Here is a 14,297-nt window from a genome sequence, read left to right on the forward strand (position 1 = left end):
TCCTTACTTCTGTTTATTCTGGAAGAAAATACGGGTAATGATATTGAGGAACAATACGAAAAATGTAATTAGCGTCGCCCCCGCCCATGCCAGATCGTTCCAATCTTTAAAGGGACTGGCCGCATACTGATAAATCACTACCGGTAAGTTCGACATCGGCCCGTTCATATTGAAAGACACGAACTGATTGGACAATGCGGTAAATAACAAAGGAGCGGTTTCGCCGGCGATACGGGCTACCGATAATAATACGCCGGTAATAATGCCCGAACGCGCCGCCCGATAACAAATCATGGTAATCACGCGCCATTGCGGGCAGCCTAATGCGGCCGCCGCTTCACGCAAGCTGTTCGGCACCAGATTCAGCATACTGTCGGTGGTTCTCACCACCACCGGAATGACCAGCATTGCCAAAGCTAAGGAACCCGCCCAGCCGGAATAATGTTTTACCTGAGCCACATACAGGGAATAAATAAATAAACCTATAACAATGGAAGGCGCGGATAATAATATATCGTTCAGAAAACGGGTTACCCAACTGATTTTACTGTAGCGGCCGTATTCCGCTAAATAAGTGCCGGCCAGAATCCCCACCGGGGTACCTATTAGCGTACCTACGCCCACCATCAATACGGAGCCGATAATGGCATTGATCAACCCGCCCTGCTCGCCGGGGCCCGGGGTTTTATCCAGAAAAATATCGAAAGAAAGCGCGGGAATGCCCTTCATCACCAGGGTAAAAATAATCCACAGCAGCCAGAATAAACCGAAGGTTACCGCCAGCATTGATAAGCCCAGCATAATCTTATTTTTTAATTTACGGCAGTGAAACCTTGTATTCGCATGATTCATCATTATTTTCGTCCCTCTTTTTTGGCCATACGCATAATCAACAATCGAGAACAGGCCAATACAACAGTGGTAATTAAGAACAGAATCAATCCCAATTCCATTAGAGCGGACTTCTGCAATCCGGCCGCTTCGTTAAATTCGTTGGCAATCGCCGAAGCAATGGAAGTGGAAGGTGCAAAAATCGATCCCGGCAGGTTGAAGGCATTACCAATCACGAATGTAACCGCCATGGTTTCGCCTAGTGCGCGCCCCAGACCTAACATAAAGCTACCGATAATCCCGGATTTGGTATAAGGCACCACGATTTTCCACACCACTTCCCAAGTGGTGGAACCTAATCCATAGGCGGATTCTTTTAATAAAGGCGGTACTACGGAAAAAACATCGCGCATAATCGAGGCGATAAAAGGAATAATCATGATGGAAAGCACTAAACCTGCGGTAAACAGACCTATGCCGAAAGGCGCTCCGGAAAATAACATACCGATAAAAGGCAAATCCCCCAGGGCTTCAATCAAATGGGGCTGAATATGTTCCTGAAAGAGCGGAACAAAGATAAATAATCCCCACATACCGTAGATAATGGAGGGAATTGCCGCCAGCATTTCCACCGCAATACTGAGCGGGCGTTTTATCCACTCCGGCGCCAGTTCGGTTAAAAATACGGCGATGCCGAAAGAAACGGGAACGGCAATTAATAAAGCGATAAAAGAAGAAATCAGCGTACCTATAATAGGCACCAGCGCTCCGTAATTTTCCTGAACCGGATCCCAATCATTGGTCCAGAGAAAAGAAATTCCGAATTTACTTAAAGAGTCCCAACTCCCTAAAATCAAAGACAGCAAAATTGCCGCCAATACGATAAATACAAATACTGCGAAAAACTTCGTGGTATTTCTGAACACGCCTTCCACCCATTTATGGTTCAGGCATTTCGGTTCGGTTATGGAATGTTGCATACTTTTCTATCCGTTCGGTTTAAGATAACTGCGGCATTTCGCCACAGTTATCAAAAACTCGGTTAAAATCCGCCGCACTTTTAGAGTACGCTTTTACCCTGAGCGTCTTTAACGTCGCTTTTCCATTGCGCCTGAATTTTTTCAACCACGGACTGAGGTAAAGGTACATAGTCCAGCTCCGTCGCCGCCTCTTTACCCTTCACAAAGGCCCAGTCGAAGAAATCGAATACCGCTTTGGTTTTAGTCGCATCCGGTGCATTTTTATGGATTAAAATAAAGCTTGCGGCGGTAATCGGCCAGGAACCCTCGCCGCTTTCATTCGTCAGCATTACGCCCATGCCCGGTGCGCTGTCCCATTTAGCATTTGCTGCGGCGGACATAAAGCTGTCTTTTGACGGCTGTACGAATTTACCCGCCTGGTTACGTAAGGACGCCCAGCTCAGGTTATTTTGTTTCGCATAGGCATATTCCACATAACCGATGGAATATTTAATCTGTGCCACATAGGCGGCGACCCCTTCGTTGCCCTTACCGCCCTGCCCGGTCGGCCATTTGACCGATTTACCCTGACCGACTTTTTCTTTCCATTCGGCGGATACTTTAGATAAATAGTTGGTCCAGCCGAAAGTGGTACCAGAACCGTCGGAACGATGCACCACGATAATATCTTTATTCGGTAAATTAATATCGCCGTTCAATGCGGCAATAGCGGGATCATTCCATTTTTTGATCTTACCGAGGAAAATATCCGCAACAACTTCACCGGACAGTTTCAACTTACCGGCGCCTATATCAGGAATATTCACCACAGGGACGGTACCGCCGATAATCGCCGGGAACTGTAAAAGTTGGTGCTGTTCCAGTAAATCCTGTTTCATCGGATCGTCCGATGCGCCGAAATCAATGGTTTTGGCGATAATCTGCTGCTGGCCGCCGCCTGAACCAATGGATTGATAATTCACTTTATTGCCGGTTTCTTTTTCATATAAAGACGCCCATTTGGCATAAATCGGGTAAGGGAAAGATGCTCCCGCACCGGTAATGGTTTCCGCCATGGCATGAGGTGCCAATACAGCTAAACATACGCCTAAGGCCGCAAATTTCTTCACTACGCGATCTAACATAAGATTCTCCTGTTAATGACTGTTGTCGGATGACGCTACAAAGTGTAGTGAAGAAATATTACAGTTTGATGACAAAAAGAAATATTTGCCTTAGGCAACTGTTTTCATGGTAAAAAACTTAAATTATGCAAATCGAAAATTTATGCGCCTGAAGCGAGGATTCTGAATAAAAATCTTGACAACACAATATCGCACTAGTTTAATAGTACACAACTAATTAACAAGGAATTCTATATGTCCCCAGCTTATATTCAAACCTCTTGTCGGGAAGTGGATTATCATGAAGATCCCAGCGCATTATTTGCCACCCTGTGCCAAAACCAGCCCAATACGCTATTGTTGGAAAGTGCGGAAATAAGCAGTAAAAACAGTCTGAAAAGTTTATTGCTGATCAATAGCGCCATGAAAATTCATTGTCGGGGCGATCTGGTCTGCTTTATCGCCCTCAGTGAAAATGCGACGCCGCTGCTAAAATTAATAGCAGCGGAATTACAGGAAAAGGCGCAAACGAATTTTTGCTCGCCGCAACGGTTGGAAGCACGCTTTTTCCCTTTGGACGCCAATCTGGATGAAGACAGCAAGCTGATGTCAAGTACGGTATTCGACGGATTGAGAATTATCAATAATCTCTATCGGCATAGTGAAGTGCCTGTATTTTTAGGCGGTTTATTCGCCTATGACCTAGTTGCAAATTTTATTCCGCTGCAAGAGATTTCTCTGCGTAACGACGGCCTCAGTTGTCCCGATTATGTTTTTTATTTAGCGGAACATCTGTTGCAGTTGGATCATCCCAATCGGCGGGCAAAGTTGCAAAGTTTCTGTTTTAATCCTCAACAGTTACAACCGTTGACGTTAAGCGCCGATCAAATCGCCGCTCGACTGCAACATATCCAAGCATTGCCGAAGCTTCGCCCGGCACCGGAAGGAGTTAAGGTTTATCCTGAGGACGAGGAATTTAAACAAATCATCACCAAACTGAAATCTCATATTTATAAAGGCGATGTTTTTCAGATCGTTCCTTCACGTCGTTTTTCTCTGTCCTGTCCCAATCCCTTGGCCAGCTATCATCAGTTAAAGCACAATAATCCCAGCCCTTATATGTTCTTTATGCAGGACGAAGAATTTATCCTGTTCGGCGCCTCACCGGAAAGCGCATTAAAATATGAGGAAGAGAAACGCCAACTGGAAATTTACCCCATCGCCGGTTCCCGCCCCCGAGGTTTCGATCGACAAGGCAATATAGATCCCGAACTGGACGCCCGTCTGGAACTGGAATTACGTCTGGATCACAAAGAGCAGGCGGAACATCTGATGCTGGTAGATCTGGCTCGCAACGATGTGGCCCGCGTATGTGAAAGCGGCAGCCGCCGGGTGGAAGAACTGATGCAGGTGGATCGCTACTCCATGATTATGCATCTGGTTTCCCGCGTGGTGGGCAAGCTGCGTCCCGAATTGGACGCCCTGCACGCTTACCAGGCCTGTATGAATATGGGTACCCTGACCGGCGCGCCGAAAATTAAAGCCATGCAGCTGATTTATCGTTTCGAGGGACAAAAGCGGCATAGTTACGGCGGTGCAGTGGGTTATTTAACTTCCGACGGAAATTTAGATACCTGTATCGTCATCCGCTCCGCTTTCGTACAACAAGGTATCGCCTATATACAGGCGGGGTGCGGCGAAGTATTGGATTCCGATCCTCAGGCGGAGGCGGACGAAACCCGCCATAAAGCCGCTGCCGTAATCAAAGCGATTCAGCAAACCAACCAACGGGCCGGAAACGAATAGGAGATATTATGGCGAATATTGTATTTTTAGATAATTTCGATTCCTTTACCTATAATCTGACCGATCAATTCCGCAGCCTCGGTCATCGGGTACGGGTGTACCGCAACGATTGCCCCTTGGAATCGCTGGAAGCCGCGGTGCTGGCGCAGCCCGGTACCATACTGGCTCTCTCTCCCGGGCCGAGCTCCCCTTCTGAAGCCGGTAATATGCCGACGCTGATCCAAAGTCTAAAAGATAAGGTGCCGATGATCGGTATCTGCCTGGGTCATCAAGCGTTAATTGAAGCTTTCGGCGGCAAAGTGGTACATGCGGGTGAAGTACTGCACGGCAAAGTATCTCGGATTGAGCACGACGGGCAGGCAATGTTCTCCGGTATTACCAATCCGATGCCGGTAGCTCGCTACCATTCCTTAATCGGACGGGACTTACCCCCGGAACTGGAGGTTAACGCCCGATTTAATCAGCTGGTGATGGCGTTTCGCCATCGCAGTCTGCCTATTTGCGGCTTCCAATTTCACCCGGAAAGCATTCTGACGGTTCAAGGGGCGCAATTATTGGCACAATCCGTCGATTGGCTGCTGAAAAGATAATATTTCCCCTTTCCTGCGCCGATCGGCGTATGATAAAACCATAACTACATAGCATAATAAAAATATCTAAGGATGATAAAATGCAAACCGAACATATACTCAGCAAGCTGTTTGAACAAAGCAGCCTTAACCGCAGCGAAAGCAATCTGCTCTTCAGCGCCATCGTTAACGGCGAACTTAGCTCCGAACAACTGGCCGGCGCCTTAATCGCCCTGAAACTGCGCGGAGAAAGCGCAGAAGAAATCAGCGGTGCGGTCAGCGCACTACTGGATAACAGTCAACCTTTTGATATCCCCAATTATCCTTTTGCCGATATTGTCGGTACCGGCGGCGACTGCGCCAATACCATTAATATTTCCACCGCTTCCGCTATTGTGGCGGCAAGTATGGATATTAAAATCGCCAAGCACGGGAACCGCAGCGTATCCAGCAAAACCGGTGCCAGCGATGTGCTAAGCCGTTTAGGCGTAAATATTTCCATGTCGGCACAACAGGCCCGCAAAGCGCTGGATGAAATTAATCTGTGTTTCCTGTTCGCTCAGCAATATCATCTCGGCTTTAAATATGCGGCGCCCGCCCGCCAGGCATTAAAAACCCGCACGATTTTTAATATTCTCGGCCCCTTAATTAATCCCGCCCGTCCGAAGCGCCAGTTACTCGGCGTTTATTCGCCCGACTTACTGCGACCTTATGCGGAAACCGCAGTACGCTTGGGTCATAAGCATACGATAGTGGTACATGGCTGCGGTCTGGACGAAGTGGCTATTCATGGCAAAACCGAAGTTGCGGAAGTATATAACGGCAAAATAGAATATTACCGTCTTTCGCCGAGTGATTTCGGTTTTAATCCGCAGCCTTTGGAAAGTTTGCGCGGCGGTGATCCGGAGCAAAATGCGGCGATTATTACCGCCCTACTACAGGGCAAGGGGCAATCCGCTCATGCCCAAGCGGTGGCCATGAATACCGCACTGGTTTTCAAACTGTTCGGTAAAGATAATTTGAAACAAAACGCCGCGGAGGTGCTTGCCTGCCTTGCCGATGGTAAAGCCTATCAAACTTTGGAAAAACTGACGCATTATTAATCATTCGTAGCGACCCTTAAAGGCTCCGGCTTGTCGCAATTAACCTTAACGGGCAATTTATGCAAAACTTACATGATAAACCCAGCATTCTGCAAAAAATTATTGCAGATAAAATCCAATGGGTAGAAAGCGCATCGGCAACACTGCCCTTAGCGCAATTTGAAAAAAATATCACAAAATCCGACCGCTCTTTTTATCAGGCCTTGGAACGCGGTACGCATGCAAATCCGGCATTTATTCTGGAATGTAAAAAGGCTTCTCCTTCCAAGGGGTTAATCCGCAGCGACTTTAATCCGGCTCGGATTGCCGAAGTGTACCGAGATTATGCTGCGGCGGTTTCGGTTCTGACCGATGAAAAATATTTTCAGGGGGATTTCCGCTATCTCCGTCAGGTACGAGAACAAATTTCACAACCAGTATTATGTAAGGATTTTATGATTTCCGACTATCAGGTCTATCTGGCCCGTTATCATCAGGCGGATGCGATTTTATTGATGTTGTCGGTATTGGACGATGAAAGCTATCTGCATCTGGCGGCGCTGGCTCACGAACTGGGAATGGGAGTGCTGACCGAAACCTCTAATCAGGCGGAGCTGGAGCGAGCCCTTAATTTGGGCGCTAAGGTCATAGGTATCAATAACCGCGATTTACATGATCTCAGCGTAGATCTGAACAGAACGCCACCTTTAGCCGCACAAATTCCGCCGGATCGAATTATTATCAGCGAATCCGGTATCTATCGCCATGAGCAGATAGTTCAGCTGAAACCCTATGTAAATGGATTTCTAATCGGTAGCAGCCTAATGGGCAGCGAAGATTTAAATAATGCGATCAGAGCGCTTATTTACGGTGAAAATAAGGTTTGCGGTCTCACTCGTGCGCAGGACGTAGAAGCGGCTTATGCCGCAGGCGCCTTATATGCCGGGTTGATTTTTGCCGAACATTCCCCCCGCAGCCTTAGTTTGCGTCAGGCTCAGGAGCTGGTTACCCGGGCGCCTTTGCGCTTCGTCGGGGTGTTTCAGAATCAGGCGGCGGAATTTATCGTAAAAATCGCCCTTCAGTTAAATCTGTATGCAGTGCAGCTGCACGGAACGGAATCCCCCGAATTTATCCGCACATTACGCACGAAATTAGCGCCGGAGATTCAAATCTGGAAAGCGATTAGCATAGATATTGACGCTCAAAGTGCGGTGGAAAATATCGAAGATTTCTGCGCCGATCGCTATATTTTTGACAGCAAGGTGGGAAACCGTCGCGGCGGTAGCGGACAAAGTTTCGACTGGTCGAAAATTCCGTCCGAATTGAAACCCCATATTATGCTTGCCGGCGGCATTAATGCCGATAATATTGAATCCGCCTTGGCGCAAGGTTGTCTCGGTTTGGATCTGAATTCCGGTGCGGAGTCCTGCCCCGGGGTTAAAGACAAGGATAAATTGAGTTTTTTATTTAACAAAATTCTAGCATTTTATTGATAAATAAGGGGCGCCTTCAATTATCGCGCCCCCACTCCCTTTCAACGCCCGTCTTAATTTATTATTAATATCAATAAAATAATAATTAATCTTATTTAGTGAAATATTCGTGAAATAAAATACCTAATAAAGGTTATTTTGTAAACAGATTGTTATCTTATTGATAGTGATCAATCTTTTTTTTTTTCATCAGCGTATCATGCCGATAACCATATTAAAAATGTGTGCTTTGGAGTGAAAGATATGCAACGAAACGATGGGGTGTTTTCTGCGCTGGCGGATGTTTCCCGCCGCGATTTTATGAAATTATGTACTGCTCTGGCGGCGACCATGGGGCTGAGTTCCCGTGCCGGTGCTGAAATGAGTGAGGCCTTAACGGCGCCTGCGCGTCCGCCGGTAATTTGGATCGGTGCGCAGGAATGTACCGGCTGTACCGAATCTCTGCTGCGCGCCACTCACCCTACCGTAGAAAATCTGGTGCTGGATCTCATTTCTCTGGAATACCATGAAGTGCTGTCCGCCGCTTTCGGTCAACAGGCGGAAGACAATAAACATAATGCACTGCACAAATATAAAGGAAAATACGTTTTAGTGGTCGACGGCTCCATTCCGCTGAAAGACGGCGGTGTTTATTGTATGGTGGCGGGCAGACCTATTATCGAACATATCAAAGAAGCGGCACAGGATGCGGCCGCCGTTATCGCTATCGGCTCCTGCGCCGCCTGGGGCGGTGTGCCTTCCAGCGGCGGCAATCCTACCGGTGCGGTGGGACTGGAGGCGATTTTACCGAATATCCCGATAATCAATATTCCGGGCTGTCCGCCTAATCCGCACAACTTCCTTGCCACCGTGGCTTATATTATTACCTATAAGAAACTGCCAGGCATGGATAAACTGAATCGTCCGCTATTTGCTTACGATCGCTTAATCCATGAAAACTGTTACCGTCGTCCGCATTTCGATGCGGGACGTTTTGCCCGTGAATACGGTGATTACGGTCATCGCCAAGGTTGGTGTTTATATCATTTGGGCTGTAAAGGACCGGAAACTTACGGTAACTGTTCAACCTTGGAATTCTGTGATGTAGGCGGTAATAACTGGCCGGTGGGAATAGGCCACCCTTGCTACGGTTGTAATGAACAGGGAATTGGTTTCACCAAGGGTATTTTCCAGCTGGCATCGGTAGAAAATCCGACTCCGCGCGTCAATAAACCTGATGTCGCCAATGTTGAAGGTCAGGGTGCGTCCATGACCGCCATAGCTTTGCTAGGCGGTGCGGCGGCAATTTTAGCCGGCGTCAGCGTGATGACCTTAAGAGAGCTTAGTATTCAGCATAAAGCCCGTTCCGATGCAGCTAAAGCCGAAGAACAGCAGCAACCGCGCAATACAGGAAAATAAGATGGACAGACGTAAGTTTCTCAAAGCCAGCCTGCTCGGCGGAATCGCCTCCGCCGTGCCTGCGGTGGAGGTTCGTGCCGCAGAAAATTTGCCGCCGATTCCCGGCGCTTTAGGAATGCTGTACGATTCCACCCTATGTGTGGGTTGCCAAGCCTGCGTTGCCGAATGTCAACATCTTAACGGCACTCCGGTTAACCCTCAGGGCGAACAAACCTGGTCGAATAACGATAAGCTGACCCCTTTCACCCGGAATGTAATTCAGGTCTGGTCTGAAGGCGAAGGAAAAAATAAGGATCAGGTTAAAGACGGCTACGCCTATGTAAAAAAACAATGTATGCACTGCGTTGATCCAAACTGTGTGGCCGTTTGCCCCGTACAGGCACTGACGAAAGACAGCAAAACCGGCATCGTTAAATATGATCCCGATATCTGCACAGGTTGCCGCTATTGTATGGTGGGCTGCCCATTTGACGTACCTAAATACGATTATGACAATCCTTTCGGCGAAATCAGTAAATGCGAGCTTTGCAACCAAAAAGGCTTGGAACGTATCGATAAGGGCGAACTGCCGGGTTGTTGCCATGTTTGTCCGACCGGTGCGATTATTTTCGGTACCCGCGAAGAATTAATGGCGGAAGCCAAACGGCGCCTAAGCCTGCTACGCGGCACCCAATATGATTATCCCCGTCAGCACGTGAACAGCAGCGATAAATATCGCGCCACTGTTCCCGTTTATCAGCACCATCTTTACGGTGAATATGAAGGCGGCGGTACCCAGGTACTGGTACTAAGCGGTGTGCCTTATGAAAATTTAGGCTTCCCGCAGTTGGACGAAATCGCTACCGGCGCCCGCGCCGCGCATTTGCAACATTTCCTGTACCGGGGAATGGCGTTGCCGTTAGTGGCATTAGCCGGTCTAACCTTTATGACCTATAAAAATATGCACGGCGATAAAATTGCCGAACAGATTAAAGCCCGGAAAGAAGCTATGCTTCAGGCGCGTAAAGAAATGGAAGAAGCGGAGGATGAGCATCATGAGTAATCCACGTCCGGTGGGCGGCAGACTGATCTCCGCCGCCATTCTGTTTTTCGGCCCGCTGGCGGTAATATGTATACTGCTAATCTTAAAACGTTTGGTATTCGGTATAGGCTCCGTTACCGCTTTAAACGGCGGCTATCCTTGGGGTTTATGGATCGCTTTCGATCTGCTGGTGGGTACCGGTTTTGCCTGCGGCGGCTGGGCTTTAGCCTGGACCGTATATATTTTCAATAAAGGCAAATATCATCCTTTGGTACGCCCTGCTCTGCTGGCCAGTTTATTCGGCTATTCCCTGGGCGGTTTATCCATTACCATCGATATGGGACGCTACTGGCATTTGCCGTATTTCTATATTCCGGGCCAATTTAATACCAATTCCGTATTATTTGAAACCGCAGTCTGTATGACCATCTATATATGTGTGGTTACCCTGGAATTCGCCCCTGTTCTGCTCGGTTATTTCGGCTTGAAAAAATGGTTCAATAAACTGAACAAAGTGATGTTCTTTATTATCGCCTTAGGCGCCCTGCTGCCGATGATGCACCAGTCCTCTATGGGTTCCCTGATGATTGCGGCCGGTCATAAGGTTCATCCGGTATGGCAAAGCTATGAAATCCTGCCGGTACTTTCCCTGCTTACCGCCTTTATTATGGGTTTTTCCATCGTTATCTTCGAAGGATCCCTGGTTCGGGCGGGGCTGGCGGGAAAAACGCCGGACGAACGCCACCTGTTTACCCAACTGGCGAAAGTTACCGCGGTATTGATCGGTTTATTCCTGTTGGTTCGTTTCGGCGAGTTGTTCTATCACGATAAACTGCATTATGTGGTTGGTTTCGACAAACTCAATAAATTTGAAGCCTGGATGTTCTGGATGGAAATCTGGCTGATGGTATTGCCGTTACTCACCCTATTCCTGGGCGAGAAAAAATCCGACTCCCGCTGGTTATTCGTATCCGCCCTCAGTATGCTGCTCGGCGCAGCCCTATGGCGAATGAACTATTCCCTGATAATGTATAATCCGGGCAACGGCTATAAATACTTCCCGTCGGCGGAAGAACTGCTGATTTCAATCGGTTTCGTTTCCATTGAAATCTGCGCCTATATTTTAATTATCCGTTTATTCCCTGTATTGCCGGTATTAAAAGAAGCGCGTACGGAAAAATCGGAAAAAATGATTGCGGAAAAAGCGGCACATAGTGCAAAAATGAGTGGAGATAAAGCATGACAGACAAGAAACGCATTAGCATCGATCCTATTACCCGAATTGAAGGACATTTACGCATCGATTGTGAAATTGAAAACGGTAAAGTCACCAACGCATGGTCATCGGGTACGATGTGGCGCGGCATGGAAAATATCGTCAAAGGCGCCGATCCTCGTGATGCCTGGATGATTATGCAAAGAATCTGCGGCGTTTGCACTACGGTTCATGCCATTATCAGCGTTCGTGCGGTAGAAGACGCCATCGGCGCCAAAGTACCTGTTAATGCGCAATATATCCGTAATATGATTCTGGCGGCCCACTCCATTCATGACCATATCGTCCATTTCTACCAGCTATCCGCCATGGACTGGGTGGATATTACCTCCGCCCTGCAGGCGGATCCGGATAAAGCGGCCGAAATGCTGAAAGGGGTTTCAACCTGGTCTTTAAACAGTGCCAATGAATTCCGCAATGTACAGAATAAAATTAAAGCCTTGGTGGAAAGCGGTCAGCTCGGTATTTTCGCTAACGGCTATTTCGGTCATCCGGCGATGAAATTACCGCCGGAGGTTAATCTGATTGCCGTGGCGCACTATTTACAGGCCTTAGAATGCCAACGCGACGCCAATCGTGTGGTCGCTCTGCTCGGCAGTAAAACCCCGCATATTCAGAACCTGGCTATCGGCGGCGTTGCCAACCCGATTAATCTGGATTCCCAGGCGGTTCTCAACTTGGAACGCCTAATGTTTGTAAAATCCTGTATCGATCGTTTAACCGACTTTATTAATCAAGTGTATAAAATCGATACGGCAATTATCGCCGCCTATTATCCGGAATGGCTAAGCCTGGGTAAAACTTCTGGCAACTATCTGTCCGTGCCGGAATACCCGCTGAATGCCGATAATACCGAATTTGTCTTAAGCGGAGGCTATATTGAAAACGGAGATTTAGTCAGCTTTAAACGCATCAGACATCACAAAGAAGAATTTGTGGTGCAGGGAATTAAAGAAAGCGGTAAACACGCCTGGTATGAAGACGACGAGCCGCTCGAACCTTGGGTCGGACTAACCCGTCCGAAATATACCGGCTGGCAGGACGACGGTAAATATTCCTGGGTTAAAGCGCCGACTTTCTACGGTAAAGTGGTGGAAGTGGGACCGCTAGCCTATTTAATGTGCGGTATCGCCGCTAAAGATAAATTAACCCTTGATCATTTTAATCAGGTGAAGGCAATCTATGACCGCCTGACCGGTAATAACCTGTCCGTTGAACATCTGCATTCCACCCTGGGCAGAATTATCGGGCGAACCGTGCATTGCTGCACACTGAACGAAATTTTAGCCCAACAATGGCAACTGCTCATTGATAATATCGGGCGCGGCGATACCGTCGCTTATATTAAAACCGATATTCCGCAAAGCGGTGAGTTTAAAGGGGTTGGCTTCGGCGAAGTACCGCGCGGTATGCTCTCCCACTGGGTAGTGATTAAAGACGGTAGAATCGAAAACTATCAGGCGGTGGTACCTTCAACCTGGAACTCCGGTCCGCGTAATGAAAAAGATCAAATGGGCCCTTACGAACTTTCCATTATAGGCACGCCGGTGGCCGATCCGAGCAAACCGCTGGAAGTGGTACGCACCATTCACTCTTTCGACCCTTGTATGTCTTGTGCGGTACATGTGGTCAACACTGAAAACGGCGACGTTACTTCAGTGAAGGTGCTGTAATGAAACCGCTGATTTTAGGCGTAGGTAATATCTTGCTCGGCGATGAAGGTATCGGCGTACGCATCGTGCAGGAATTGGAAGGACGCGCGGATTTACTCGCACACTTCGATATTATCGACGGCGGTACCTGCGGCATGGAATTATTGGATGAAATGGCGAAGCGGGAACATTTGATTATTATTGATGCGGTGTTGGCGAATAAAGCGCCCGGTGAAATTATTATTTTGCACGACGAACAGGTGCCGACTTTTTTCTCGCGCAAAATTTCCCCGCATCAATTAGGTATTTGCGATGTGCTTTCCGCCCTGAAATTAACCGAAGAATCGCCAAAACATCTTTGTCTCATCGGTATTCAACCCGAATCTCTCACATCGGGAATCGGCTTAAGCGCCACCTTGCAAGCCGCTTTTCCGGCAATTTTTACCGCCTTGGAAAAACAGCTTGCGGACTACGGCTTTCATTTTCATCTTATGCAAGAATAGCAGTGCTGGGATGCCGTTTTATTTTTAATCAGCGGCGTCCTCAGGCGGTAACGGATTATATCTTATGTACAGACATCAGAAAAACGAACAGGATCCCACCGCTCTTGCGGCCTTAACCAAGGGCTTTGCGAACAATCCTGCCGAAAAAGTACGGCAGGAAATGCAAATTATCGCACAATCCATGCAGGAGTTACCTTTTTACCGACAAGATATTAGCTGCTATTGTCCAAACTTTATTTTGTTTGAGCAGCAATGGCTAGGTACCTTGCTCACCCCCTGGACAATGAGCGTTCTGGTCTTACCGGGGCCCGAACAGGTTTGGCCGGCACGGGAAATCGGAGATAAAATCACCCTGCAATTGCCTTATAAAGCGCTTACCTTCACTGTTAGCGGAATTGAGGCTATCCCCCATTATCTCAGCTGTTCTTTGCAATCTCCGCTGCATACGGCGCTGACGCAGCAGCAGGGCGAACAATTATGCAACGACTGCCTGCGTATGTTGTTATCTTTACCGAGCAAACAGGATACGCCGGATCAAAATCGTCGTAACATCTTCCGTTCGATGTTAAAATAGAGCGAATTT

General features: G+C 47.9%; 13 protein-coding genes. 10 read left to right on the top strand and 3 right to left on the bottom strand.

From position 1 onward, the window contains the following. Nucleotides 1-3: 3 nt before the first annotated feature. The 3 genes from pstA to pstS form a co-directional block, all read right to left on the bottom strand. A complete protein-coding gene (gene pstA, locus EDC45_RS04325; protein WP_133543810.1) occupies nucleotides 4-855 on the bottom strand; it encodes a phosphate ABC transporter permease PstA in 852 nt (283 codons plus the stop codon). Further along, complete coding sequence (gene pstC / locus EDC45_RS04330) at nucleotides 855-1,811, bottom strand: phosphate ABC transporter permease subunit PstC (protein WP_133543812.1); 957 nt, start codon at nucleotides 1,809-1,811, stop codon at nucleotides 855-857. The genes pstA and pstC overlap by 1 nt, the downstream gene beginning before the upstream one ends. 80 nt (nucleotides 1,812-1,891) lie before the next feature. Next, complete coding sequence (gene pstS, locus EDC45_RS04335) at nucleotides 1,892-2,935, bottom strand: phosphate ABC transporter substrate-binding protein PstS (protein WP_133543814.1); 1,044 nt, start codon at nucleotides 2,933-2,935, stop codon at nucleotides 1,892-1,894. 234 nt (nucleotides 2,936-3,169) lie between these two features. On the opposite strand from pstS, the gene trpE reads away from it, so the two are divergent. The 10 genes from trpE to hybE all read left to right on the top strand — a co-directional run bounded on the left by trpE (nucleotide 3,170) and on the right by hybE (nucleotide 14,288). Next, entirely contained in the window at nucleotides 3,170-4,720 is a 1,551-nt protein-coding gene (gene trpE, locus EDC45_RS04340; protein ID WP_133543816.1) for an anthranilate synthase component I, read from the top strand. A gap of 8 nt (nucleotides 4,721-4,728) precedes the next feature. Further along, nucleotides 4,729-5,310 (top strand): aminodeoxychorismate/anthranilate synthase component II, encoded by a 582-nt coding sequence (locus tag EDC45_RS04345; RefSeq protein WP_133543818.1) that lies wholly within the window; start codon nucleotides 4,729-4,731, stop codon nucleotides 5,308-5,310. Nucleotides 5,311-5,390: 80 nt separating this feature from the next. After that, nucleotides 5,391-6,392 (top strand): anthranilate phosphoribosyltransferase, encoded by a 1,002-nt coding sequence (gene trpD / locus EDC45_RS04350; RefSeq protein WP_133543820.1) that lies wholly within the window; start codon nucleotides 5,391-5,393, stop codon nucleotides 6,390-6,392. Nucleotides 6,393-6,451: 59 nt separating this feature from the next. After that, complete coding sequence (gene trpCF / locus EDC45_RS04355) at nucleotides 6,452-7,864, top strand: bifunctional indole-3-glycerol-phosphate synthase TrpC/phosphoribosylanthranilate isomerase TrpF (protein WP_133543822.1); 1,413 nt, start codon at nucleotides 6,452-6,454, stop codon at nucleotides 7,862-7,864. A 243-nt stretch (nucleotides 7,865-8,107) separates the two neighbouring features. Continuing rightward, entirely contained in the window at nucleotides 8,108-9,262 is a 1,155-nt protein-coding gene (gene hybO / locus EDC45_RS04360; protein WP_133543824.1) for a hydrogenase 2 small subunit, read from the top strand. 1 nt (nucleotide 9,263) lies between these two features. Further along, nucleotides 9,264-10,304: a hydrogenase 2 operon protein HybA gene (gene hybA / locus EDC45_RS04365; RefSeq protein WP_133543826.1), complete on the top strand. Its 1,041-nt coding sequence runs from the start codon at nucleotides 9,264-9,266 to the stop codon at nucleotides 10,302-10,304. Beyond that, nucleotides 10,297-11,526, top strand: a complete 1,230-nt coding sequence (hybB, locus tag EDC45_RS04370; protein ID WP_133543828.1) for a Ni/Fe-hydrogenase cytochrome b subunit — start codon at nucleotides 10,297-10,299, stop codon at nucleotides 11,524-11,526. Before hybA ends, hybB begins: the two co-directional genes overlap by 8 nt. After that, nucleotides 11,523-13,232, top strand: a complete 1,710-nt coding sequence (gene hybC / locus EDC45_RS04375; RefSeq protein ID WP_133543830.1) for a hydrogenase 2 large subunit — start codon at nucleotides 11,523-11,525, stop codon at nucleotides 13,230-13,232. The genes hybB and hybC overlap by 4 nt, the downstream gene beginning before the upstream one ends. Next, on the top strand, nucleotides 13,232-13,714 hold the full coding sequence (locus EDC45_RS04380; RefSeq protein ID WP_133543832.1) for a HyaD/HybD family hydrogenase maturation endopeptidase: 483 nt from the start codon (nucleotides 13,232-13,234) through the stop codon (nucleotides 13,712-13,714). The genes hybC and EDC45_RS04380 overlap by 1 nt, the downstream gene beginning before the upstream one ends. Before the next feature lie 64 nt (nucleotides 13,715-13,778). Continuing rightward, nucleotides 13,779-14,288 carry a hydrogenase-2 assembly chaperone gene (gene hybE, locus EDC45_RS04385; protein WP_133543833.1) on the top strand — a complete coding sequence of 170 codons (510 nt, stop codon included), beginning with the start codon at nucleotides 13,779-13,781 and terminating at the stop codon, nucleotides 14,286-14,288. The last annotated feature ends 9 nt before the right edge of the window (nucleotides 14,289-14,297 follow it).

It is taken from the genome of Mesocricetibacter intestinalis, assembly GCF_004363295.1.
GTDB lineage: Bacteria > Pseudomonadota > Gammaproteobacteria > Enterobacterales > Pasteurellaceae > Mesocricetibacter > Mesocricetibacter intestinalis.